The 22,951-nt window shown below is 71.2% G+C and carries 22 protein-coding genes; 21 read left to right on the forward strand and 1 reads right to left on the reverse strand.

Features of this window, described 5'->3' with window-relative positions; translation table 11 throughout:
- Nucleotides 1-55 precede the first annotated feature (55 nt).
- From EUA98_RS01370 to nusB, 11 genes are all read left to right on the forward strand, one after another.
- A complete protein-coding gene (locus EUA98_RS01370; RefSeq protein WP_130100863.1) occupies nt 56-1,819 on the forward strand; it encodes a prepilin-type N-terminal cleavage/methylation domain-containing protein in 1,764 nt (587 codons plus the stop codon).
- Between the two features lie 85 nt (nt 1,820-1,904).
- A complete protein-coding gene (locus EUA98_RS01375) occupies nt 1,905-2,519 on the forward strand; it encodes a hypothetical protein (RefSeq protein WP_130100864.1) in 615 nt (204 codons plus the stop codon).
- A 22-nt stretch (nt 2,520-2,541) separates the two neighbouring features.
- Nucleotides 2,542-4,164 (forward strand): hypothetical protein, encoded by a 1,623-nt coding sequence (locus EUA98_RS01380; protein ID WP_130100865.1) that lies wholly within the window; start codon nt 2,542-2,544, stop codon nt 4,162-4,164.
- Entirely contained in the window at nt 4,161-4,970 is an 810-nt protein-coding gene (locus EUA98_RS01385) for a prepilin peptidase (RefSeq protein WP_242511192.1), read from the forward strand. The genes EUA98_RS01380 and EUA98_RS01385 overlap by 4 nt, the downstream gene beginning before the upstream one ends.
- Before the next feature lie 22 nt (nt 4,971-4,992).
- The gene (locus EUA98_RS01390; protein WP_130100866.1) at nt 4,993-5,595 is read left to right on the forward strand and encodes a shikimate kinase; all 603 of its coding nucleotides are present in this window, start codon (nt 4,993-4,995) and stop codon (nt 5,593-5,595) included.
- Nucleotides 5,592-6,758, forward strand: a complete 1,167-nt coding sequence (gene aroB, locus EUA98_RS01395) for a 3-dehydroquinate synthase (protein ID WP_242511193.1) — start codon at nt 5,592-5,594, stop codon at nt 6,756-6,758. Before EUA98_RS01390 ends, aroB begins: the two co-directional genes overlap by 4 nt.
- A gap of 127 nt (nt 6,759-6,885) precedes the next feature.
- On the forward strand, nt 6,886-7,329 hold the full coding sequence (locus tag EUA98_RS01400) for a type II 3-dehydroquinate dehydratase (protein ID WP_130100867.1): 444 nt from the start codon (nt 6,886-6,888) through the stop codon (nt 7,327-7,329).
- A 66-nt stretch (nt 7,330-7,395) separates the two neighbouring features.
- Nucleotides 7,396-8,091, forward strand: coding sequence for a hypothetical protein (locus EUA98_RS01405; protein WP_242511194.1), 696 nt, complete (start codon nt 7,396-7,398; stop codon nt 8,089-8,091).
- Nucleotides 8,088-8,498 (forward strand): hypothetical protein, encoded by a 411-nt coding sequence (locus EUA98_RS01410; RefSeq protein WP_130100868.1) that lies wholly within the window; start codon nt 8,088-8,090, stop codon nt 8,496-8,498. Before EUA98_RS01405 ends, EUA98_RS01410 begins: the two co-directional genes overlap by 4 nt.
- Before the next feature lie 149 nt (nt 8,499-8,647).
- On the forward strand, nt 8,648-9,211 hold the full coding sequence (gene efp, locus EUA98_RS01415) for an elongation factor P (RefSeq protein ID WP_130100869.1): 564 nt from the start codon (nt 8,648-8,650) through the stop codon (nt 9,209-9,211).
- Nucleotide 9,212: 1 nt separating this feature from the next.
- On the forward strand, nt 9,213-9,629 hold the full coding sequence (nusB, locus tag EUA98_RS01420) for a transcription antitermination factor NusB (protein WP_130100870.1): 417 nt from the start codon (nt 9,213-9,215) through the stop codon (nt 9,627-9,629).
- Here nusB and EUA98_RS01425 read toward each other — a convergent pair.
- On the reverse strand, nt 9,607-11,862 hold the full coding sequence (locus tag EUA98_RS01425) for a putative bifunctional diguanylate cyclase/phosphodiesterase (RefSeq protein ID WP_130100871.1): 2,256 nt from the start codon (nt 11,860-11,862) through the stop codon (nt 9,607-9,609). The genes nusB and EUA98_RS01425 overlap by 23 nt on opposite strands.
- A 230-nt stretch (nt 11,863-12,092) precedes the next feature.
- Here EUA98_RS01425 and pyrR point away from each other — a divergent pair, with 230 nt between their 5' ends.
- The 10 genes from pyrR (at nt 12,093) to rpoZ (ending at nt 22,947) form a co-directional block, all read left to right on the forward strand.
- Nucleotides 12,093-12,785 (forward strand): bifunctional pyr operon transcriptional regulator/uracil phosphoribosyltransferase PyrR, encoded by a 693-nt coding sequence (pyrR, locus tag EUA98_RS01430; RefSeq protein WP_242511195.1) that lies wholly within the window; start codon nt 12,093-12,095, stop codon nt 12,783-12,785.
- Nucleotides 12,782-13,861 carry an aspartate carbamoyltransferase catalytic subunit gene (locus EUA98_RS01435; protein WP_130100872.1) on the forward strand — a complete coding sequence of 360 codons (1,080 nt, stop codon included), beginning with the start codon at nt 12,782-12,784 and terminating at the stop codon, nt 13,859-13,861. Before pyrR ends, EUA98_RS01435 begins: the two co-directional genes overlap by 4 nt.
- Entirely contained in the window at nt 13,858-15,261 is a 1,404-nt protein-coding gene (locus tag EUA98_RS01440) for a dihydroorotase (protein ID WP_130100873.1), read from the forward strand. Before EUA98_RS01435 ends, EUA98_RS01440 begins: the two co-directional genes overlap by 4 nt.
- A complete protein-coding gene (locus EUA98_RS01445) occupies nt 15,262-15,846 on the forward strand; it encodes a PH-like domain-containing protein (protein ID WP_207218924.1) in 585 nt (194 codons plus the stop codon). It abuts the gene before it with no gap.
- Nucleotides 15,843-17,042, forward strand: coding sequence for a glutamine-hydrolyzing carbamoyl-phosphate synthase small subunit (gene carA, locus EUA98_RS01450; protein ID WP_130100874.1), 1,200 nt, complete (start codon nt 15,843-15,845; stop codon nt 17,040-17,042). The genes EUA98_RS01445 and carA overlap by 4 nt, the downstream gene beginning before the upstream one ends.
- Entirely contained in the window at nt 17,042-20,422 is a 3,381-nt protein-coding gene (gene carB, locus EUA98_RS01455) for a carbamoyl-phosphate synthase large subunit (RefSeq protein WP_130100875.1), read from the forward strand. Before carA ends, carB begins: the two co-directional genes overlap by 1 nt.
- Nucleotides 20,423-20,456: 34 nt before the next feature.
- Nucleotides 20,457-21,485 carry an orotidine-5'-phosphate decarboxylase gene (pyrF, locus tag EUA98_RS01460; RefSeq protein ID WP_255424249.1) on the forward strand — a complete coding sequence of 343 codons (1,029 nt, stop codon included), beginning with the start codon at nt 20,457-20,459 and terminating at the stop codon, nt 21,483-21,485.
- A 90-nt stretch (nt 21,486-21,575) separates the two neighbouring features.
- Nucleotides 21,576-21,887 carry an integration host factor, actinobacterial type gene (gene mihF / locus EUA98_RS01465; RefSeq protein WP_130100876.1) on the forward strand — a complete coding sequence of 104 codons (312 nt, stop codon included), beginning with the start codon at nt 21,576-21,578 and terminating at the stop codon, nt 21,885-21,887.
- 132 nt (nt 21,888-22,019) lie between these two features.
- Nucleotides 22,020-22,589, forward strand: coding sequence for a guanylate kinase (gene gmk, locus EUA98_RS01470; RefSeq protein ID WP_130100877.1), 570 nt, complete (start codon nt 22,020-22,022; stop codon nt 22,587-22,589).
- A 94-nt stretch (nt 22,590-22,683) separates the two neighbouring features.
- On the forward strand, nt 22,684-22,947 hold the full coding sequence (gene rpoZ, locus EUA98_RS01475; protein WP_130100878.1) for a DNA-directed RNA polymerase subunit omega: 264 nt from the start codon (nt 22,684-22,686) through the stop codon (nt 22,945-22,947).
- The last annotated feature ends 4 nt before the right edge of the window (nt 22,948-22,951 follow it).

The following is a 22,951-nucleotide window of genomic DNA, read 5'->3' on the forward strand; positions in this document are numbered from 1 at the left end:
GGCGCCGTGCCACCGAGCTCGTCGGATTTCACCAAGCTTTGAGGATGGGGGAGGCATGGAACCGAAGATCGTAGCGAGTAGTCGACGTGACGACTCGGGGTTCACCCTCGTGGAGCTCATGGTGGCGATGATGGTGATCACCGCTGTACTGCTGCTTCTCATGGCCGTCCAGACCTCCGCGCTCGTCACGACCGTCCAGGCGCGCCAACGAACCGAGGGCAGCGCCGTGGCCAACGGTGTGATGGAAGAGCTTCGGGCCCTTCCATACCTGGTGTTGAGCAAGGGGCTGAAGTCGGCGCCGGTTGGCGACCCGAATGTCAACACCGGCAACCTCGTGCTAGCAGGCGGCGTCACTGAGCCGCTTGTGACGGATAGCGGGCAGGCGGTTACCTACCCCCCGCTGTCCGGAGCAGGCGGGACGAACAAGACCATCGTTCCTGACCCCGCAAGCCCTGGCCGCGTCTTTACAACCCGAACCTACGTGTCGCGCTCGACCCAGACTGCCTCGAACGTTCTGACCCTGACCGTGATCACCACCTGGACCCGCGTCGGCAACGGCGCCGCCGGGTCGGTGGTGATGCGCTCCGAGGCGTACGCCCCTAGTGGCGGCTGCGGAGACATGGCGAACCAACCCTTTCTCGGGGCATGTCAGGCGCTGCTTGCCAGCAATGGTGGCTCGAACGGTCCGGCGGTCTACTTCACTGGCGCGACTCCATTCGGTTCACCGGCGGTTCCCGGGATCGTGCCGGTGCTGCCCGGCTCCACGGTGGTCTCGGCGAGCATGGTTGTGGCGAAGTCGGGGGTAGGGATCACCTCGCAGCAGTCGTCAGCCATCACCTCCACGGTGACGCACGCCAGATCGCTTGCTGAGGACTCCACCGGCACGCTCGCCTCTTCCGGGGACGTTCCGGCGGCCGTCAACACGTCCTCGAACGATGTCGGGTCAACCGGCGCGGCCCCAGCCAACCCGCCTGACGTCGTGGTCAGCGGCTCTGTCTCCCCGGTGCCGGTGACGTCGATCCCCTCGGGGCCCTGGGCGCTCTCGTTGGCGGCCGGGTCCGGAGTGAGTGGCGTGGCCAAGGCATCTACCGTCGCCTCGTGTGCCGCGGGGATTCCTGCTGCTCAGCCATGCGGCGCGGTCACCACATCTGGGGGAGCAGCGTCGTCGGCGGCCCTCATCGTTGCCGGCACGACGAACTTTCCGATCGCGACGTTCGCCACAGGCACGTCGAGCGCGTTCGGCGGACGCTTCACTACCACGCCCGGGACGGTCTCCGTCGGCTGCACGGCCCTAACCGGTGCAGGGTGCATCTCGGCGGGTGCCCAGCGGACCCTCGGTGCCTCGACCTTTGCGGCGGGGCCGTGGACCAGCCCGTCGGCGCCGACCTCGCTTGTGCAGTTGGCTGGCGGCTACACCGACTCGGTTCGGGTCGAGCGTGGCGTCTCGCAGCTCGCCACCACCGCGACCATGACGCGCACAGGCACCCTGACCTACTGGAATGGCACCGCACTCCAGTCGGTCACGATCACCCCCTCGCTCTCGGCCAACTACACGACGGCGGGTGTCTCGTGGACGGCCGGGGCTTTCACCGTGGCGGCCGTCTCGACGATCTCCATCACCCCCGCCGGAGCCCTGCCGTTGAGTCCCGACGCGGCTTGCGCTACGAGCCCTTGCTCGATCGACGCGAACGCCGGGTCGATCACCATCGCGACCACCTACACCCTCACCGAGGGCGCCACAGTCTCGGCCTTTGTCGCGACGACCGTGCTGGGTGACTCCCATGCGGACGCGGCGTACAAGGCGGCTCCCGTTGCCTAGCAGGTCGAGCGCGCGCCGGGCGCGGGCCGAGCGCACGCCCGGCGCTCCCGAGAGTGGATGGACGCTGATCGAGCTGATCGTCTCAATGACGATCTTCATCGGATTGTTGGCGATCGTGTTCTCGATACTGCTGTCGATCAGCCTGCAGACCAAGGACAACCTCGCGCGCACCCGCGCAAACGATGAGGTGCGGCTCGGGCTGATGCAGATCGACCGTCAGGTCCGCTCTGGCAATGTCATCTCTGACCCCGCCGCCGAGACCATCGCCGCGTCCGGTGTGGATCCCTTCTACTCCCTGCGCGTCTACACGCAGACGGACGGCGTGTACCAGTGTGTGCAGTGGCGAGTGCTGTTCCCGGTGGGGTCGGCATTCGGCGCTCTGGAGTACCGCTCGTGGGAGCCGAACTGGGCTTCGACCGGGGTTGTTCAACCGTGGCGCGTTGTGGCCCACAACGTGGTCAAGCCGGCGCCCGGCCCGTTCGTCGCGGCCGACCCGAGCACCTGGCCCCCGTTTCACGCGGACCTGGCCGGCGGCGGCGGCGCAACCTCGGTCGCCCAGACGATCCGGGTGACCCTCAGGGTCAAAGACCCCGAGCAGCGCGCCAGTTCCGCGCCGGCCACCGTGACCTCGGTCCTCACCGGCCGCAACACCGTCTTCGGCTACCCGGCCGAAACTTGCGCCTCGACGCCCCCGTTGTGATCGCTCGAGAAGGAGTTCTCTGATGCTCAAGGTCGCTCGCTCCTGGCCTGATCGCGACGAGCGTGAGCGTGGTAGCGCCCTCATTGCGGCGCTTGCCGTCGCCCTGATCGGCATGGCCTTGGCCTCGGTCGTCGTGTCGAGCGTGATCGTGGCTTCACGGGACTCCGGCAAGGACCGCGGGCGCACGACACAGGTCCACACGGCAGAGGGCGCGGTCGACGCCGTCTTCGCTGAGTTGGAGCTCGGAACGCCGTGCGAGTGGCCTGTTGGCGGTGGCAGCATGATCGGGAACACATCGCCGAGCGCCACGACGGCCCGCGCGACCGTGGAGTACTTCAACGCCGCAGGTGCGCCCCTGACGTGCGCAAGTGGCTCGGTGACGGGCGGTCCGGTGCTCGCCGTCGTCACGGCAACCGCCCAGACAGCCGGTCCGGCCCAGCCCGGAGGGGCGACGAAGCGCACCATCCAGGCAAAGGTCGTGCTCACGCCGTTGGCCGTCACAGGGCAGGGCGCCGCGATCTTCGCCGGCAACGCGATCATGACGACGAACAACTTCAATCTCACGTCCGCGACCTTGGGAACGCCGGCCGACATCTGGGTCGACTCGGGCAATGTGAATTGCAACTCGGGTGTTCTCATCGACGGCAACCTCATAGTCGTGAACGGCACTGCCGACTTCTCGGGTGCCTGTCGCGTGACGGGGGACCTGTGGAGTAAGGGGAAGATCAGCGTGACCGGGCCGCAATCCGGCGGGCTGACGACGGTCGGGCTGAACACCTACGGCATGTTCACGGGGCTGAACATGCTGGCGGGTGGCGCGAAGTTCGGGGGCAATGTCTCGCTCCGCGGCACGGTAGACACCTGGGGTTCGGGACCGATCTTGGGTGGTTCCCTGCGGACAGGGCTGGCGGCCTCGCAGATCCCGTCCTACGTGCAGGTGGGGCTCCCCGAGATCAACTACGTCTTGTCCGACTGGGCGGGATTCGTCACGTCCGGCAACCGCAACGCCGCGTACAAGCAGTGGGTCATCGACAACGCGGTCGCGAACAACGCACCGACCTGGTCGGATTCGCGCAACCCGGCCATGGATCAGTGCACGGTTCAAGGCGCGAGCTACGGCGCGAATGGTCCCCTGGTCGGTCCCTCCGTGCCGACCGTGTTCGACACCCGTCCGTGCGCGCAGACAAAGTTCTCGAACGGGTTCAGTCTCAAATTGCGTTCAGACCTGGTGATTTTCGCCAATGACTTCTATGCGACCGGCAACTTCTCGGTCACATCGGCCGACGGTCTCCCGCACCAGCTGTGGATAATCGTTCCGGACCCCGACCTTTCGCCCAGTGGCGGCGACGGCGAGTGCGGTAAGACGGTCGGTGGCAACAAGTCCGGCAACATCAAGTACGACTCGGGGTCAAATATCACCGCACCCATCACGGTGTTCATGTACACGCCGTGCAAGTTGGAGACCAACAACTCCACGGCGTTCTACGGGCAGTTGTATGGGGGCAATGTGACGCTCCGGAACGACGCGGGTATGCGGTACGTGCCGATCGGGGTCCCAGGCGTCGACTTCACCCTTGGCACGCCGGTTGCGAGTTCCGGCTACCGGGTCGACATCGTCTACAAGCGGGAGATCAAGACTCCGTGATCTTTGCAGAAACGTTGGACGGTGCCATCGTCGTCGCCTTCGCGGCACTGTTCGGCCTCGCCATCGGCTCGTTCCTCAACGTCGTCGTCTGGCGTGTCCCGCGCGGCGAGTCGATCGTCTCCCCGCCGAGCGCTTGCCCGAAGTGCCACCACGTGATCCGGTCCAGGGACAACATCCCGGTGATCTCCTGGCTGCTGCTGGGCGGACGGTGCCGGGACTGCCGCGAGCCGATCGCGGCCCGGTACCCGCTGGTGGAGGCGAGCACGGGAGTGTTGTTCGGCCTGGTGGCACTGCGGTTCGGGGTGTCCTGGGCGCTGCCAGCGTTCTGCCACCTCGCGGCGGTCGCCGTCGCGCTGGCGTTGATCGACATCGACGTGCACCGGCTGCCGAATGCGATCGTGCTGCCCGCCTACCCGGTGGCCCTCGTGCTCCTGGGCCTGGCGAGCTGGAACCCGGGGGGCACCGCTGACTGGCCGTCCCTCGTTCGCGCCCTCATCGGCGGCGCGGCGTTGTACGCGTTCTACTTCGTGCTGATGATGGTCTACCCGGCGGGGATGGGTTTCGGGGACGTCAAGCTCGCCGGGGTGCTCGGGCTCTACCTCGCCTGGGTCGGCTGGGGCGCGCTCGTCATCGGCGCATTCGCCGCGTTCCTGGTCGGCGGGGTGTTCTCGATCGCTCTGCTGGCCGCGGGCAAGGCCACGCGCAAGTCCGGGATCCCGTTCGGGCCGTGGATGCTGGCCGGGGCGGCGATCGGGATCGCCGCGGGCGAGCAGCTCTGGTCGGCGTACCTGTCCATCTTGGTCTGACCCGACGGGTAGCGTTCCGGGCGTGCCCGCCGCCCCGTCACCGCCCCCCACGTCCCGCCCGCGCGCCGTCCTCATCGGCCCGCCCGGCTCCGGGAAGTCGACCGTCGCCCGCGCGCTCGCGCGCCTGCTGGGCGTCGCGGCCCGGGACACCGATGCCGACGTCGAGCACACCGCCGGCAAGCCGATCCGCGAGATCTTCGTGGATGACGGCGAGCCCATGTTCCGCGACCTCGAGCGCGCGGCCGTCGCGACCGCGTTGATCAGCCACGGCGGCGTCCTCGCCCTCGGCGGCGGAGCGGTGCTCGACCCGGGTACCCAGGCCGCGCTGGCCGCCTATGCCGAGGCCGGCGGCGTCGTCGTCTTCCTCGATGTCACCCTCGCCCACGCCGCCCCCCGCGTCGGGTTCAACCAGGCCCGGCCGCTGCTGCTGGGCAACCCGCGCGCGCAGTGGCAGCACCTGATGGAGGCCCGCCGCCCGATCTACCGGCAGGTCGCTACCCTCGTGGTCGACACCGACGGACGCACCCCCGCGGAGGTCGCGCAGGAGATCGCCGCTGCGCTGGCACCCGCCGCGGGGACCGGCGCACCTGCACCCAACACCCAAAATGACGGAGACGCCCTGTGACCGACGCCGACCGGACCGACCGCGACCGGACCACGACGCGCGTCGTGCACGTCAGCGGCGCCCAGCCCTACGACGTCGTCATCGGCCGGCGCCTGCTCGGCGAGCTGCCCGCGCTCCTGGGCGAGAACGTGCGCCGCGTGCTGGTCATCTGCACCGAGGCGATGACGACGTCGGGCAACGCCGTGCGTGAGGACCTCGCCGCGCAGGGGTACGAGGCGATGGTCGCCGAGATCCCCGACGCCGAGAACGGCAAGTCGATCGACGTCGCGGTGTTCTGCTGGACGGTCATGGGGCAGGCGGACTTCACGCGCTCGGACGCGGTGGTGTCCGTCGGCGGCGGCGCAACCACCGACCTCGCCGGCTTCGTCGCCTCCACCTGGCTGCGCGGCATCAAGGTGGTGCACATCGCGACCACGCTGCTCGCGATGGTCGACGCGGCCGTCGGCGGCAAGACCGGGATCAACACCGCCGAGGGCAAGAACCTCGTGGGCACCTTCTACCCGCCGGCCGGTGTGCTGTGCGACCTGGTGTCCCTCGAGACGCTGCCGAAGTTCGACTTCGTGGCCGGGCTCGGCGAGATCATCAAGTGCGGGTTCATCGCCGACCCGCGCATCCTCGAGCTGATCGAGGCCGACCCCGTCGGGATCGTCGAGCGGCGCGGCGCCTTCGCGTCGGGGGACGCGGGCGAGGACGTGGTCCTCGAGCTGATCGAGCGGTCCGTCGCGGTCAAGGCGAGCGTCGTCGGGGTGGACCTGACCGACGTCGGACAGCGCGAGATCCTCAACTATGGCCACACGTTCGCGCACGCCATCGAGCACGTCGAGCGCTACTCGTGGCGGCACGGCGCGGCGGTGTCGGTCGGGATGGTGTTCGCGGCCGAGCTCGCCCGCCTCGCGGGCCGCCTGCCCGACGACGTCGTCGATCGCCATCGCGCGATCCTCACCTCCGTCGGCCTGCCGGTCACGTACCGCGGCGACAAGTGGGACCAGCTGCTGACCGCGATGCGTCGCGACAAGAAGACCCGTGGTGACCTGCTGCGGTTCGTCGTGCTCGACGGCGTGGCTAAGCCCGCACGGCTCGAGGGGCCCGACCCGGCGCTGCTGGCGGCCGCGTACGCGGAGGTCAGCGAGGGCGCCGTGACCAGCCGGGCGATTTCGCTGTAGCCGGAGGTCGACGTGGATCCTGCGATGGCGCACGGAGCCGGTCTCTTCTCCACCGATTCCCAGTTGCTGGAAGGGGCACGTTCCCGGGGCGTCGAGTGCATCCTCGACCGCCGATAGGGTTTCGGTCATGACTTCCGTGCTGGTGCTCAACGGTCCCAACCTCGGTCGGCTCGGCGTGCGCGAGCCCGAGGTGTACGGCTCTGCCTCGTACCCCGACCTCGTCGCGGCCGGCAAGACCTGGGGTGCCGAGCTGGGCCTCGACGTCGAGGTGCGCCAGTCCGACGACGAGTCCGAGCTGGTCGGGTGGCTGCACGAGGCGGTCGACGCCGGCGCGCACGTGGTCCTCAACCCGGCCGCGTTCACGCATTACTCCTATGCGCTGCGCGACGCCGCGGCGCAGGTCACCACCGCAGGCCTCCTCCTGGTCGAGGTGCACCTTTCCAACCCCGCGGCCCGCGAGTCCTTCCGGCACCTGTCGGTGATCGGCGCGATCGCGACCGGCACCATCGCCGGCTTCGGCTTCGACTCCTACCGCCTCGCCCTCTCCGCGATCGCCACCCGCCTCGCCTGACCCCACCGCGTTCCAGCACAAGTTTCAGGGCTTGTTTTGGTCAATACCAGGGTCTAGGGTTGTGGGATGTTCGTGTTGACGATCGATCAGCAGGGGAGTCGGCGCGTGGGGGACCGCGTGGACGAGCTGCTCGCCATGTTCGCGACCCTGCCGACCACGGTGGCCGGAGCGCCCGGGCTGGTGCGGCCGTTCGAGCGCACGGTGGGCGATGAGGTCCAGGCGGTGTTCGACGACGCCGACGTCGTGGTCGACCTCACCCTGACCGTGCTGCGGCGCGGCGGGTGGACCGTGGGGATCGGCGCCGGGCCGGTCGACCTGCCGTTGCCGCCGACGTCGCGCGCGGGATCGGGCGACGCGTTCGTGGCCGCGCGGGTCGCCGTAGAGCGGGCCAAGAGCCGGGTCCGCGCGGTGCCGCTCGCGGTCGAGGGTGCCGACCGCGTCGCGGCGGCCGACGCCGAGGCGGTGCTCACGCTGGTGGCGGCCGTGGGGGAGCGACGCACCGCCGCCGGCTGGGAGGTCATCGACGCGCTCCGGGCGCCGGGTGTGGGTTCCCGGCAGGAGGATGTGGCGCACCGGTTGGGGATCAGCCAGCAGGCGGTCAGTCAGCGGTTGCGCACGGCGCTGTGGGCCGAGGAGCTCGCGGCCCGACCGCTCGCCGCGCGGCTGCTGGTCGCGGCCGCGGCCGCGGCTGGGGTCGAGGTAGACGGACGGGTCGAGGTAGACGGACGGGTCGAGGCAGTCGGACGGAAGGTGGAGACGTGAACGGAGTGCTCGCGGCGCTGGTCGTCGTCGGGGCGTTGGCGGTCTCCGTCGTGGGCGGGTGGGTCCTCACCTCGGCGGTGCTGCGGCTCGCGTCGCGATCGCCCGACGCCGGCGACGACAGCGGTGACGGCGGACCCACCGGCGAGGGGCCGGAGGCTGCCCTGCGCGGGGGAACCTGGATCGGGGTGCTCGAGCGGGTGGCCGTGACCGGCGCCCTGCTCGCGGGCTACCCGGCGGCGATCGCCTTCGTCATCGCCATCAAGGGCCTGGGCCGGTACCCCGAGCTGCACAAGCACCCGGGCGCGTCCGAGCGGTTCGTGATCGGCACGCTCGCGTCGATGGTGTGGGCCTCGGCCGTCGGGCTGGGCGGTTGGCTGCTGCTCGGCGGCACGATCATCACCTCCTGACCACCCCGGTCCGCCGGGCGCCGGTCGGGTCCCACCCCGCCCGATCGGCAACGGGCGACCGGCACGCTAGAATCGATGCCGGTCTGGCGCCGAGCCCTGGTGGGCGCGGTCGCCCCGCACATTCTCAACTCGACAGGAAGCAGCCACCCGTGGCCACCACGAATGACCTGAAGAACGGCACCGTGCTCAAGATCGACGGTCAGCTCTGGACCGTCATCGACTTCCAGCACGTCAAGCCGGGCAAGGGTGGCGCGTTCGTCCGCACCAAGCTCAAGAGCGTGTTGTCCGGCAAGGTCGTCGACAAGACGTTCAACGCAGGTCTGAAGATCGAGACCGCGAACGTCGACAAGCGCGACATGCAGTACCTGTACAAGGACGGCAACGACTACGTGTTCATGGACACGAGCAACTACGACCAGATCACGGTCCCCGAGGTCACGGTCGGCGACGCGACCCGCTTCCTGCTCGAGAACCAGACGGTCCTGGTCGCCACGCACGACGGCTCGCCGCTGTACGTCGAGCTCCCGCCGTCCGTGGTGCTCGAGGTGACCTACACCGAGCCCGGCCTGCAGGGTGACCGCTCGACCGGCGGCACCAAGCCCGCCACGCTCGAGACCGGCCACGAGATCCAGGTTCCGCTGTTCATCGAGCAGGGCACGCGCGTCAAGGTGGACACCCGCGACAGCGGCTACCTCGGCCGCGTGAACGACTGACGTGGGCGCTCGTACCAAGGCACGCAAGCGCGCGCTCGACGTCCTGTTCGAGGCCGAGCAGCGCCAGATGGACCCGGTGACCCTGCTCGCGGAGCGCATCCGCGAGTCGGGCACCCAGACGTCCCTGCCGCAGTACTCGGTGGAGATCGTCGAGGGCGTCGTCGCCGAGCAGGACCGCATCGACGAGCTGCTCGCCACGCACGCGCACGGGTGGACCCTCGACCGGATGCCCGCCGTCGACCGCGCGCTGCTGCGGATCGGCACGTGGGAGGTCCTCTACAACGACGACGTGCCCGACGCCGTCGCGGTGGACGAGGCCGTCGAGCTCGCCCGGTCCCTGTCGACCGACGACTCGCCGTCGTTCGTCAACGGGCTGCTCGGCCGGATCCTCGACCTCAAGCCGACGATTCTCGCCTAGTCCTCGACTCGACCACGCGGCCGAAGCTCGCTGCGGTGAGCTCCACCGGCAGCGAGGCGGCCGACGTCGGGCGCCCGATCAGGAAGCCCTGCAGCTTGTGCACGCCGAGGTCGACCAGGGTCTCGAACTGATCGATCCGCTCGACGCCCTCGGCAACGACATCGAGCCCGTGGGCCTTCGCGAGCGACACGATCGCCTGCACGACGGCGACCCCGCCCGGCTCGTCGAGGTCGCGCACGAACGCCTGGTCGATCTTCAGTACATCCACCGGGAGCACCGCGAGGCGTGCGAACGAGCTGTAGCCGGTGCCGAAGTCGTCGATCGAGATCCGGACGCCGAGCGCGCGCAGCGTGATCAGCGAGTCGATCACCTGGGCGAGGTCCTGCAGCAGGGCGCTCTCGGTGATCTCGAGCGTGAGCAGGTGCCAGTCACCCTCGCCCCAGTCCTCGCGCAACGCCCGGACGTACCCCGGCTCGGCCAGCTGGCGGGCGGCGACATTGACCGCCACCGGCAGGCCGAGCCGGTGCGCGCCGGCCCGCGCGGCCCGCACCAGGTGCCGGCCGATCGGCACGATCAGGCCCGTCTCCTCGGCGAACCCGAGCCAGTACCCCGGCATCCGCAACCCGTCTGGATGATGCCAACGGACCAGCGCCTCGGTGCCGACGACCTCGAGGGTGGCCGCGTCGACGATCGCCTGGTAGTACATCTCGAACTCGCCGCCCGCCAGGGCGTCGGTCAGCTCCCTGCGCAGGTTCTGGTCGGCGCGCATCCGGGCCCGCAGCGCGTCGTCGAACACCACGACCCCGACCCGGGAGCGCTTGCCCTCGAACATCGCCGTGTCGGCCTGGCGCAGCAGCTCCTCCGGGCCGGTGCTGTCGCCGGGCTCCCAGAACGCCACACCGACGGAGATCAGCGGGGCGATCTGGTCCGTGCCGGTGAGGTCGAGGTCCGTGCGGATGCGGTGCGCGAGCGCGAGAAGACCATCGCGGGACCGGATGTCCTCCTGCACGACGACGAACTCGTCCCCGCCGAACCGCGCCGCGAAGTGGTTCTCGGACGGGCCGGCGCGCACGTGCCCGGCCGTGCGCCGCAGCAGCTCGTCGCCCCACGAGTGCCCGTGCTGGTCGTTCTCCTGCTTGAAACCGTCGATGTCGCAGTACAGGACGGCGAGCCGCGTGCCTGCGGCGGCAGCACGGGCGAGCGCGTGCACGAGGTGCAGCTCGAGCGCGTGCCGGTTCGGCAGACGGGTGAGGGCGTCGGTGAACGCGGCCGCGCTCAGGTTTGCAGCCAGTCGCATCCGCTCGGTGGCCGTCGCGACGATCTCGCTGAGGTCGTCGAGGAAGTCGCGCGTCGACGGGTCGGCCAGGAGCTCCGGGGGACAGGTGAAGCTCGTCGAGAACCGGCCACCCGGCAGCGCACTCATGGACCCGGTGATCGAGTCGTCCCCGATCTGGCGGCGCGCCGTGGTCTGCGCGAGCTCCAGGAGCTCGAGCCGGTCGGAGGTGGACCAGGCCGCGCGGCCGACGTCGGCCAGGGACTCGCGCAGCCGGTGCTGGTGCAGCACCTTCGCGTCGGCGGCGCGGATCCGCAGGATCCGCATGGCCTGCAGGTAGGCCACCAGCGGCAGCGCCCAGACGCTCGTCGAGAGCTCGGCGATCCGGCCGTTCGGCAGCAGGAACGACACCAGCAGGCCGGCGATGCTCAGGGCGCCGGCGACCTGCAGCCCGTACCGGGTGCGCACCGACGGCATGCGCATCGTCGAGACCACGCCGTACCAGAACACGACGGCTGCCGGAACGAAGAACGTGATCGCGACCAGCGGCCCGTATTGCGGCACCCCCTCGACGGCCGTGTGGGTATAGACGAGATCCGTGGTGAACCAGAGCACCGCCCGCACGCCGAACAGCGCCCCGGCGACCAGCAGGTGACCGCGGATCGGCCGCCCGCGGGTGAAGTCGCGGATGGCGGGCATCGCCAGCAGGATCGCGGCCGCGAGCAGCTGGGCCCGCACGAAGAGCGCCGCCTCGTCGACCGGTCCCGCCGGAAGTGCCGGCTGCACCGCGTTGACGCCGAACAGCAGCGCGAGCGCCGCCGACCACAGCATCAGCCAGAACGCGCCGCGGTTGCCCCGATCGTCGTGCCACGCGGTCCAGTGCTGGAAGCACAGACCGCCGATGAAGCCGGCCATGGCGCACTGCGCCACGACCGCCACGAGTCCGGCGCCTGATTCCACCGAGCAATTATCGGCACAACTGCCGAATTTCTTAACCCCGAACCGGTGACCGATTTGCGGGAGTTTCGTACGTTCTCCGCGTTCGACGTCTGCGACGTCCGATTCCCGAACCGTCCAACCCGGTCCCCCCGGTGCCCAGCGCATCCGGGGCGTCGGACGGGGCGGTAGGATCGCCGCCGTCAGACATTCCTTTAAGACCCGTCCTGAGAGGCGGGGAAGGAGGTCGCCAGATGAGCTCTGGCCCCGTAGTCCCGAACGACCCGTCCTCGATGGTTCCCGTCGAGCGACCCGCAGGCACCGGCGCACCAGGCGTCCCCGCCGCACCCGCACCCGCCCCCGGATCCCGGCTCGTCCTGGGCGCGCCCGAGATCTCCCGGGCGCTGACCCGGATCGCGCACGAGATCCTGGAGCGCAACCACGGTGGCGCCGACATCGTGCTGCTCGGCATCCCGACCCGCGGCCTGCCGCTCGCGGTGCGCCTGGCCGAGCGGCTGGCCGCCGTCGAGCCCGAGCTGGTCGCGGCCGACCTGGTCGGCAGCCTCGACGTGACGATGTACCGCGACGACCTGCACAAGCACCCCACCCGGACGATCGGCGCGACGCTGCTGCCGCCGTCGGGCATCGACGGCCGCATCGTCGTGCTGGTCGACGACGTCCTGTACTCCGGGCGGACCATCCGCGCCGCGCTCGACGCGATCAGCGACCTCGGCCGGCCGCGCGCGGTGCAGCTCGCCGCGCTCGTCGACCGCGGGCACCGCGAGCTGCCGATCCGCCCCGACTACGTGGGCAAGAACCTGCCGACGTCCCAGTCCGAGAAGGTCCGCGTGCTGCTGACGGAGACCGACGGCGAGGACGGCGTGTTCATCGCCGGCCGCCAGGGCGCCGAGACCCGCCAGAGCGCCGAGATCGAGGAGTCCCGATGAGGCACCTGCTCTCGACCGCCGACCTCGACTCCGCGGCCGCCGTCCACATCCTCGACACCGCCGCGCAGATGGCCGCGACCCAGTCGCGCGAGATCAAGAAGCTCCCCACGCTGCGCGGGCGCACGGTCGTGAACCTCTTCTTCGAGGACTCCACCCGGACCCGGATCTCGTTCGAGACGGCGGCCAAACGGCTGTCGGCCGACGTGATCAACTTCTCCGCCAAGGGGTCGAGCGTGTCCAAGGGCGAGTCGCTCAAGGACACCGCGCTCACGCTCCAGGCGATGGGGGCCGACGCCGTCGTCGTGCGCCACCAGTCGTCGGGCGCGCCGCACACCCTGGCGCACTCGGGCTGGGTGGACGGCGCGGTCATCAACGCCGGGGACGGCACCCACCAGCACCCGACGCAGGCGCTGCTCGACGCGTTCACCATCCGCCGGCACGTCGCGATGGCCGGGGCGGCCGGCGCCGGGGCGATCGGACAGCTCGATCCGACCGGCCGCGACCTGGCCGGGCTGAAGATCGCCATCGTCGGCGACGTGCTGCACTCCCGGGTCGCCCGCTCGAACGTGCTGCTGCTGCGCACGCTCGGCGCGGACGTCACGCTGGTCGCTCCGCCGACGCTCGTCCCGGTCGGGGTCGAGGCGTGGCCGTGCCGGGTGTCCTACCACCTGGACGAGGTGCTCCGCGACCAGCAGCCGGACGCGATCATGATGCTCCGCGTGCAGCGCGAGAGGATGAGCGCGGGCGGCGCCGGGGGAGGCGCGTTCTTCCCGAACCCGCTCGAGTACACCCGGGGCTTCGGGCTCGACGCGCGCCGCCTGGCGCTCCTGCCGGAGCACGCGATCGTCATGCACCCCGGACCGATGAACCGCGGGCTGGAGATCTCCGCGGACGCGGCCGACTCGCCGCGCGCGGTGATCGTCGAACAGGTCGCGAACGGCGTCGCGGTGCGGATGGCCGTGCTGTACCTGCTGCTCGCCGGGGACTCCGCCGGCTCGGCCAGCACGGCCGGCTCCGCCAGCACCGCCGGCTCGGCCGGACCCAGAACTGCGGACGAAAGGACGGCGATCGCGTGACCGGCTCGACGAGATACGTGCTGCGGGGGGTCGCCCCGCTCGGTGGCGAACCGACCGACCTGCTGCTCGCCGACGGACGCATCGCCGCGATCGGCATCGAGGCGGTCACCGACGCGCTCGCCGAGGCCCTGACCTGGGACGTCGCCGTCCCGCTGGTCGAGATCGACGGCGCCGGCCTGGTCGCGCTGCCCGGGCTGGTGGACCTGCACACGCACCTGCGGGAGCCCGGCCGCGAGGACGCCGAGACGATCGAGTCCGGCACCCGCGCCGCCGCGATGGGCGGATTCACCTCCGTGCACGCCATGGCCAACACGACGCCGGTGGCAGACACCGCCGGCGTCGTCGAGCAGGTCTGGCGCCTGGGCCGCGACGCGGGCTGGGTCGACGTGCACCCGGTCGGCGCCGTGAGCGTCGGGCTGGCCGGCGAGCACCTCGCCGAGCTGGGCGCGATGGCCGCCTCGGCCGCGCAGGTGCGGGTGTTCTCCGACGACGGCATGTGCGTCACCGACCCGGTGCTGATGCGCCGCGCGCTGGAGTACGTCAAGGCGTTCGACGGCGTCATCGCGCAGCACTCCCAGGAGACCCGCCTGACCGCGGGTGCCCAGATGCACGAGGGGATCGTGTCCGCCGAGCTCGGCCTGACCGGCTGGCCGGCGGTCGCCGAGGAGGCGATCATCGCCCGGGACGTGCTGCTCGCCGAGCACGTCGGCTCCCGCCTGCACGTGTGCCACCTGTCGACGGCCGGGTCGGTGGACCTCATCCGCTGGGCCAAGTCCCGCGGCATCGACGTCACCGCCGAGGTCACCCCGCACCACCTGGCCCTCACGGACGACCTCGTGCGCGGCTACGACCCGATCTTCAAGGTGAACCCGCCGCTGCGCACCGCGGCCGACGTCGAGGCGGTCCGCCAAGGGCTGGCCGACGGCACGATCGACATCGTCGGTACCGACCACGCCCCGCACTCCCGCGAGGACAAGGACTGCGAGTGGGCGGCCGCCGCGAACGGCATGACCGGCCTCGAGACGGCCCTGAGCATCGTGCAGCAGACCATGGTCGACACCGGCCGCATGACCTGGGCCGACGTCGCCCGGGTCATGTCGAGCGCGCCGGCGACGATCGGCCGCATCACCGGCGGCGACCGCCCGCAGGGCCGCCCGCTGGCCGTCGGCGAGCCCGCCAACGTCACGCTGGTGGACCCGGCCGCGCGCTGGACCGTCATCCCCGAGCAGCAGGCCACGGCGAGCGCGAACTCACCGTTCCGCGGGCGCGAGCTGCCCGGCCGGGTCGTGGCGACGTTCCTGCGGGGACGCGCGACGGTCCTCGACGGGCGGGCCGTCCCGCTGCGATCGGCCGACGGCGCCGGCGCTGCCGTACCCGCCAGCTCCGCTCGGGGGCTGTAGATGTCCCCGACGCAGTCCGCGACCGTCCTCGCGGTCCTCGGCGTGGTCGTGCTGGCCGCGATGCTCGCCGGGTGGCGCCACCGCGTGACCCGCAGCGTCGCCGTCGTGCCTGAGCTGCTGCCCGCGCCCGCCGCGGACGACCCGGCGCTCGGGGCCGCGCTGACCGCCCCGATCGACGCGACCTACGTCTCGACCACCCGCGCCAGCGACTGGCTCGACCGGGTCGCGGCGCACGGCCTCGGGGCGCGCTCGGGCGCCGTCGTGCGGGTGTACGACGCCGGCGTGCTGATCGAACGCACCGGCGCCCCGGACCTGTACCTGCCCGCGGCCACCGTGCGCGCCGTCGGCACCTCCGCCGGCATCGCCGGCAAGGTCGTCGGTCACGACGGCCTGATCGTGCTCACCTGGCAGGCTCCCGGATCCGCCGGGGTCCCGGGCATCGAGCTCACCACCGGTCTGCGCCTGCGACATGCGGCCGACCGACCCCTGCTGATCGAGGCGGCGGGTGCCCTCGCGGGCCCCGCGCCCGAAGCCCACCTGACGCGCGCCGATGACCTCGGCGCAGGTACTGAAGGAGCGCAATGAGCGACCCGAACGACGCCCTGCTCGTCCTCGAGGACGGCCGCACCTTCGCCGGACGCGCGTACGGAGCCCGCGGCGCCACCGTCGGCGAGATCGTCTTCAACACCGGCATGACCGGCTACCAGGAGACGCTCACCGACCCGTCCTACCACCGCCAGATCGTCGTGATGACGGCGCCCCACATCGGCAACACCGGCGTCAACGCCGACGACGCCGAGTCGGACCGCATCTGGGTCGCCGGCTTCGTCGTGCGCGACCCCGCCCGCCGTGCGTCCAGCTGGCGGGCCACCGGCACGCTCGACGACGAGCTCGTCGGTCAGTCCGTCGTGGGCATCTCCGGGATCGACACCCGGGCCCTGACGCGGCACCTGCGCGAGCGCGGCGTGATGCGCGCCGGGGTCTTCTCCGGCGCCGAGCTCACCCCGGCCGCCGGCGTGCGCCGCCCCGTCGCCGAGCTGCTCGCCGTCGTCGTGGCCGCCCCGGCGATGGCCGGCACCGACCTGGCCGGCGAGGTCTCCACCGACGCCGCCTACGTCGTGGCCGCGCTCGGGCCCGACGGCGCCCCGCTCGCCACCCCGGTCGCCCGCGTCGCCGCCGTCGACCTCGGCATCAAGGCGATGACCCCCAAACGCCTGGCCGAGCGCGGCATCGAGGTGCACGTGCTGCCCTCGACCTCGACCATCGGCGACATCGAGGCCCTTGCGCCCGACGGCGTGTTCTTCTCCAACGGCCCGGGCGACCCGAGCGCGGCCACCCACGAGGTCGCGCTGCTCCGTGAGGTGCTCGACCGGCGGATCCCGTTCTTCGGCATCTGCTACGGCAACCAGATCCTCGGCCGCGCACTCGGCTACGGCACCTACAAGCTCGCCTACGGGCACCGCGGGGTGAACCAGCCCGTGCTCGACCGCGCCACCGGCAAGGTCGAGATCACCGCGCACAACCACGGTTTCGCCGTCGACGCGCCACGCACGGGGGAGTCCGTCGCCCCGCACGACGGCGGTCGCTACGGCCGCGTCGTGGTCAGCCACATCGGCCTGAACGACGACGTCGTGGAGGGGCTGCACGCGCTCGACCTGCCGGCGTTCTCGGTGCAGTACCACCCGGAGGCCGCCGCGGGCCCGCACGACGCCGCCTACCTGTTCGACCGCTTCCTGGATCTCATGACGACCAGCACTTCGACCGCGAAGGACCTCGCCTGATGCCCCGCCGCACCGACATCGCCAGCGTCCTCGTGATCGGCTCCGGACCGATCGTGATCGGCCAGGCCGCGGAGTTCGACTACTCCGGGACCCAGGCCTGCCGCGTCCTGCGCGACGAGGGCCTGCGCGTGATCCTGGTGAACTCGAACCCGGCCACGATCATGACCGACCCCGAGTTCGCCGATGCCACGTACATCGAGCCGATCACCACCGAGGTGCTCACCTCGATCATCGCCAAGGAGCGCCCGGACGCGCTGCTGCCGACGCTCGGCGGGCAGACCGCGCTGAACGCCGCGATCGCGCTCGACGAGGCCGGCGTGCTGGCCGAGTACGGCGTGGAGCTGATCGGCGCCAACATCCGCGCGATCAACCTCGCCGAGGACCGCCAGCTGTTCAAGGGCGTCGTCGAGCGCTGCGGCGCCGAGGTCGCGACCTCGATGATCGCGCACACCCTTGACGCGTGCCTCGAGGCCGCCGGTGTGCTCGGCTACCCCGTCGTGGTGCGCCCGTCGTTCACCATGGGCGGGCTCGGCTCCGGGATCGCGTACGACGAGGCCGACCTGCGCCAGATCGCGGGCCAGGGCCTGCACTACTCGCCGACCACCGAGGTGCTCCTGGAGGAGTCGATCCTCGGCTGGAAGGAGTACGAGCTCGAGCTCATGCGCGACCGCGCCGACAACGTCGTGGTCGTCTGCTCGATCGAGAACGTCGACCCGGTCGGCGTGCACACCGGCGACTCGGTCACGGTCGCGCCCGCGCTGACCCTGACCGACCGTGAGTTCCAGCGGCTGCGCGACATCTCGATCGCGGTCATCCGCGAGGTCGGCGTGGACACCGGCGGCTGCAACATCCAGTTCGCGGTGCACCCGGACACCGGCCGCATCGTCGTGATCGAGATGAACCCGCGGGTCTCGCGCTCATCGGCGCTGGCCAGCAAGGCGACCGGGTTCCCGATCGCGAAGATCGCCGCGCGCCTGGCCGTCGGCTACACCCTCGACGAGATCCCCAACGACATCACCGGGTCCACCCCGGCGTCGTTCGAGCCGACCCTCGACTACGTCGTGGTGAAGGTGCCGCGGTTCGCGTTCGAGAAGTTCCCCGCGGCCGACGACACGCTCACCACGACGATGAAGAGCGTCGGCGAGGCGATGGCCATGGGCCGCAACTTCTCCGAGGCGCTCGGCAAGGCCATGCGGTCGATCGACAAGAAGGGCTCCGTCTTCTCCTGGGACGGCGCGCCGCTCACCGGCGAGCCGCTGGCCGCGCTGGTCGCCACGATCTCCCGGCCGACCGAGCACCGGCTGATCGACGTCCAGCAGGTGCTGTGGGCCGGGGTCTCGCTCGAGGACGTGTACGCCGCCACCGGCATCGACCCGTGGTTCCTGGACCAGATCCAGCTGATCAACGAGGTCGCCGCCGAGACGGCCACCGCGCGCGAGCTGACCCGTGAGGTGCTCATCCACGCCAAGCGGCACGGCCTGTCCGACGTGCAGATCGCGCAGGTGCGCGGGATGAGCGAGGACGCCGTCCGGCTGACCCGGCACGTGCTGCACGTGCGCCCGGTGTTCAAGACGGTCGACACCTGCGCGGCCGAGTTCGCCGCGAGCACGCCGTACCACTACTCGGCCTACGACGAGGAGTCCGAGGTGTCCCCGCGCACCCGCCCGGCGATCCTCATCCTCGGCTCGGGCCCCAACCGCATCGGGCAGGGCATCGAGTTCGACTACTCGTGCGTGCACGCCGCGCTCGCCCTGCGCGGCGAGTTCGAGACCGTGATGGTCAACTGCAACCCCGAGACCGTCTCGACCGACTACGACACCTCCGACCGGCTGTACTTCGAACCGCTCACGTTCGAGGACGTGCTCGAGGTCTACCAGGCCGAGCTCGCCGCCGGTCCGGTGGCCGGCATCATCGTGCAGCTCGGCGGGCAGACGCCCCTGTCGCTCGCCCAGCGCCTGGCCGACGCCGGCCTGCCGATCCTGGGCACCACCCCGGAGGCGATCGACTCCGCCGAAGACCGCGGCGTGTTCGGCAAGGTGCTCGCCGACGCCGGCCTGCCCGCACCCGCGTTCGGCGTCGCGACCACCCCCGAGCAGGCCCTCGAGGTCGCCACCTCGATCGGGTACCCGGTCCTGGTGCGTCCGTCGTACGTGCTCGGCGGGCGGGGCATGGAGATCGTCTACTCGGACGGCCAGCTGGCCCACTACGTCGGGCGTGCGTTCGACGAGGCGCACGGCGCCCCGGCCGGGTCCACCGCTCCGCTGCTGATCGACCGGTTCCTCGACGACGCGATCGAGATCGACGTCGACGCGCTGTTCGACGGCACGGAGATGTTCCTCGGTGGCGTGATGGAGCACATCGAGGAGGCCGGGATCCACTCCGGCGACTCGGCCTGCGTGCTGCCGCCGGTGACCCTGTCGAACACCGAGCTCGCGCGCATCCGCCGCTCGACCGAGGCGATCGGGCGGGGTGTCGGTGTGCTCGGCCTGCTCAACGTGCAGTTCGCGCTGGTCAGCGACGTGCTGTACGTGCTGGAGGCCAACCCGCGCGCGTCCCGGACCGTGCCGTTCGTCTCCAAGGCGACCGGCGTCTCGCTCGCCAAGGCCGCGGCCCTGGTGATGGCCGGCCACACGATCGCGGACCTGCGCGCATCCGGCGTGCTGCCGATGGTCGACGGCGGTCTGCTCGACCTGGACGCGCCCATCGCCGTCAAGGAGGCCGTGCTGCCGTTCAAGCGGTTCCGCACCGCCGACGGCATGGTCGTGGACACGGTGCTCGGCCCGGAGATGAAGTCGACCGGTGAGGTGATGGGGTTCGACGTCGACTTCCCGACGGCGTTCGCCAAGTCTCAGGCCGCGGCGTACGGCGGGCTGCCGCTGTCGGGCACGGTTTTCATCTCCGTGGCCGACCGGGACAAGCGAGCGATCGTGTTCCCGATCAAGCGGCTCGTCGAGCTCGGCTTCCAGATCCTGGCGACCGAGGGCACCTCCGGCGTGCTGCGCCGCAGCGGGATCCCGTCCCGGATCGTGCGCAAGCACTCCTCGGGCCGTGGGCCGGACGGCGAGCCGACCATCGTCGACCTCATCCGGGCCGGCGAGGTCGACATGGTGGTCAACACCCCGTCGGGCCAGGGCGCGCGCATCGACGGCTACGAGATCCGGACCGCCACGACGGCCGCCGACAAGGCGATCGTCACCACGGTCCAGCAGCTCGGTGCCGCGGTGCAGGGGATCGAGGCCGAGCTGGCCGGCCCGTTCAGCGTCAAGAGCCTGCAGGAGCACGACGCCGACGCCGCCGTCCGGCGGGCCGCGCTGGCCGCGACCGCCAGTGCTACCGCCGCCACCGCCACCGCCACCGCGGCCGCCGGTGCGAGCGCATGACGATGGCCATGATCGGCACGACTGGAGCTGCCGCGTGAGCGGCCGCGCGGAACGTCCCGGTTCCGGTGGGGCGCTCCGGCCGTTCGGGGCCCGTCTGGACGCCGCGATGGACCTGTACGGGCCGCTGTGCGTCGGCCTCGACCCGCACCCGGGCCTGCTGGTGGCCTGGGGGCTGACCGACGACGCCGCCGGGCTGCGCGAGTTCGCGCGGCGCGTGCTGGACGCCGTCGGCGGTCGGGTCGCCGCGATCAAGCCGCAGTCCGCGCTGTTCGAGCGCCACGGGTCGGCCGGGGTCGCCGTGCTCGAGGAGATCGTCGCCGCGGGTCGCGAGGCGGGCACGCTCGTGATCGTCGACGCGAAGCGCGGCGACATCGGCTCGACCATGGCGGCCTACGCCGACGCGTACCTGCGCGACGGTTCCCCGCTCGCCGGCGACGCGCTGACGGTGTCGCCGTTCCTCGGGTTCGGCTCCCTCGCCCCGGCAATCGACACCGCACTCGCCACCGGCCGCGGCCTGTTCGTCCTCGCCCTGACCTCCAACCCCGAAGGCGCCTCGGTCCAGCACGCCCTGACCCCACCCGCCCTGCACCCACCGGCCACCCAGACCCCACCCGCCCCGACCCCACCCGCACCCCAGTCGCCGAGTGCGGGCGTTTCGTCCCTGCAGGCGGGCTCGCAGGAACCGATCGACCGCACTCGGCGGGCGGCGCAGGGGCGGAGCGTGGCGGGGGTGATCGCGGACGCTGCCGGTGTGCTCAATGCTGCTGAGCTCGGCGCTCGCGGGGGGACGCTCGGGTCGATCGGGCTGGTCGTCGGCGCGACGATCGGGGACGCCGCGGTGCGGCTCGGGATCGACCTCGCGGCCGTGCGCGGACCGCTGCTCGCCCCCGGCGTCGGGGCGCAGGGGGCGGGTCCGGACGAGCTCGCGGCCGTGTTCGGCAGCGCGCGGCGGGCCGTGCTCGCCTCCTCCTCGCGGGCCGTCCTGGCCGCCGGGCCCGATGTCGCGAACCTCCGCGCGGCCGCCCGACGCGCGGCCGACGACGCGAGTGCTGCGCTGCGCTGAGATACTGGGTGGTCGGCGTTGCCTCACAGCACGCGGATCGCTAGGTTCATTGCACGTTCTGACCCCCTTAGACGATGAGGTGACTTGTCCGTGGCCCTCCCGCCGCTCACCCCCGAACAACGTGCTTCCGCGCTCCTCAAGGCCACCGCAGCGCGGCAGGCCCGGGCCGAAGTGAAGAACCGCTTGAAGTTCTCCCAAGGAACCCTCTCCGACGTCATCGCTCAGGGCCAGCAGGATGACGTCATCGGCAAGCTCAAGGTGGTCGCGCTGCTCGAGTCTTTGCCGGGGGTCGGCAAGGTCAAGGCGCGCGCCATCATGACCGAGGTCGGGATCTCCGAGACCCGTCGGGTCCGCGGCCTGGGCCCGCACCAGGTCAAGGCTCTCGTCGAGCGGTTCGGCTGAGCTCCCACCCCTGAACGCAACTGCTCAGCCCACCCGCTGAGCTCCTGACCGCCTGAACCCGGCGGCCAGCTCGTGCGCACCGTCGTGCGCGCCCGCCCGCACGTCGATCTCCTCAGGAGCACCGCCCCACCCATGACGCCGACGCCAGCCCGGCTTACCGTTCTCGCCGGACCGACCGCCGTCGGCAAGGGGACCGTCTCCGCCGACATCCGTGCACGCCATCCCGAGGTGTGGCTCTCGGTGTCCGCCACCACCCGGCCCGCGCGGCCCGGTGAGATCGACGGGGTGCACTACCACTTCGTGACCGAGGAGGCCTTCGACCGGATGGTCGAGGGCGGCGAGCTGCTCGAGTGGGCGCGCGTGCACGGCCTCAACCGGTACGGCACGCCCCGGGCGCCGGTCGAGCAGCGCCTCGCGGCGGGGGAGGCGGCGCTGCTGGAGATCGACCTGCAGGGTGCGCGCCAGGTCCGCCAGACCATGCCCGACGCGCGGTTCGTGTTCCTCGCCCCGCCGTCCTGGGAGGAGCTCGAGCGCCGGCTGGTCGGCCGCGGCACGGAGGACGCCGAGGAACGCGAGCGACGTCTGCGCACCGCGCGGATCGAGCTCGCGGCCGAGCCGGAGTTCGACGTCGTGATCGTCAACGACGACGTGCGACGGGCCACGGATGAGCTCATCCGGGTCATGGGCCTCGTGAACCGGTAGAGTAGGTCGCTGGTCCTTGCCAGGACGTTCGAAATCTCTTGCTCGAAACGCACGCATCACGAAACTCACGCACCACGAAACACCAGGAGCCCATGTGTCCGGAACAGTCGCCGCTCCGATCGGCATCACCGACCCGCCCATCGACAAGCTGCTCGAGAAGGCCGACTCCAAGTACGCCCTGGTCATCTACGCCGCCAAGCGCGCGCGTCAGATCAACGCCTACTACTCCCAGCTCAACGAGGGCCTGCTCGAGTACGTCGGCCCGCTCGTCGAGACCCGCCCGCAGGAGAAGCCGTTGTCGATCGCGATGCGCGAGATCAACGAGGGCCTGCTGACGATCACCCCGACCGACTCCTGATCTA

This window comes from Pengzhenrongella frigida (genome assembly GCF_004168625.1).
Lineage (GTDB): Bacteria > Actinomycetota > Actinomycetes > Actinomycetales > Cellulomonadaceae > Pengzhenrongella > Pengzhenrongella frigida.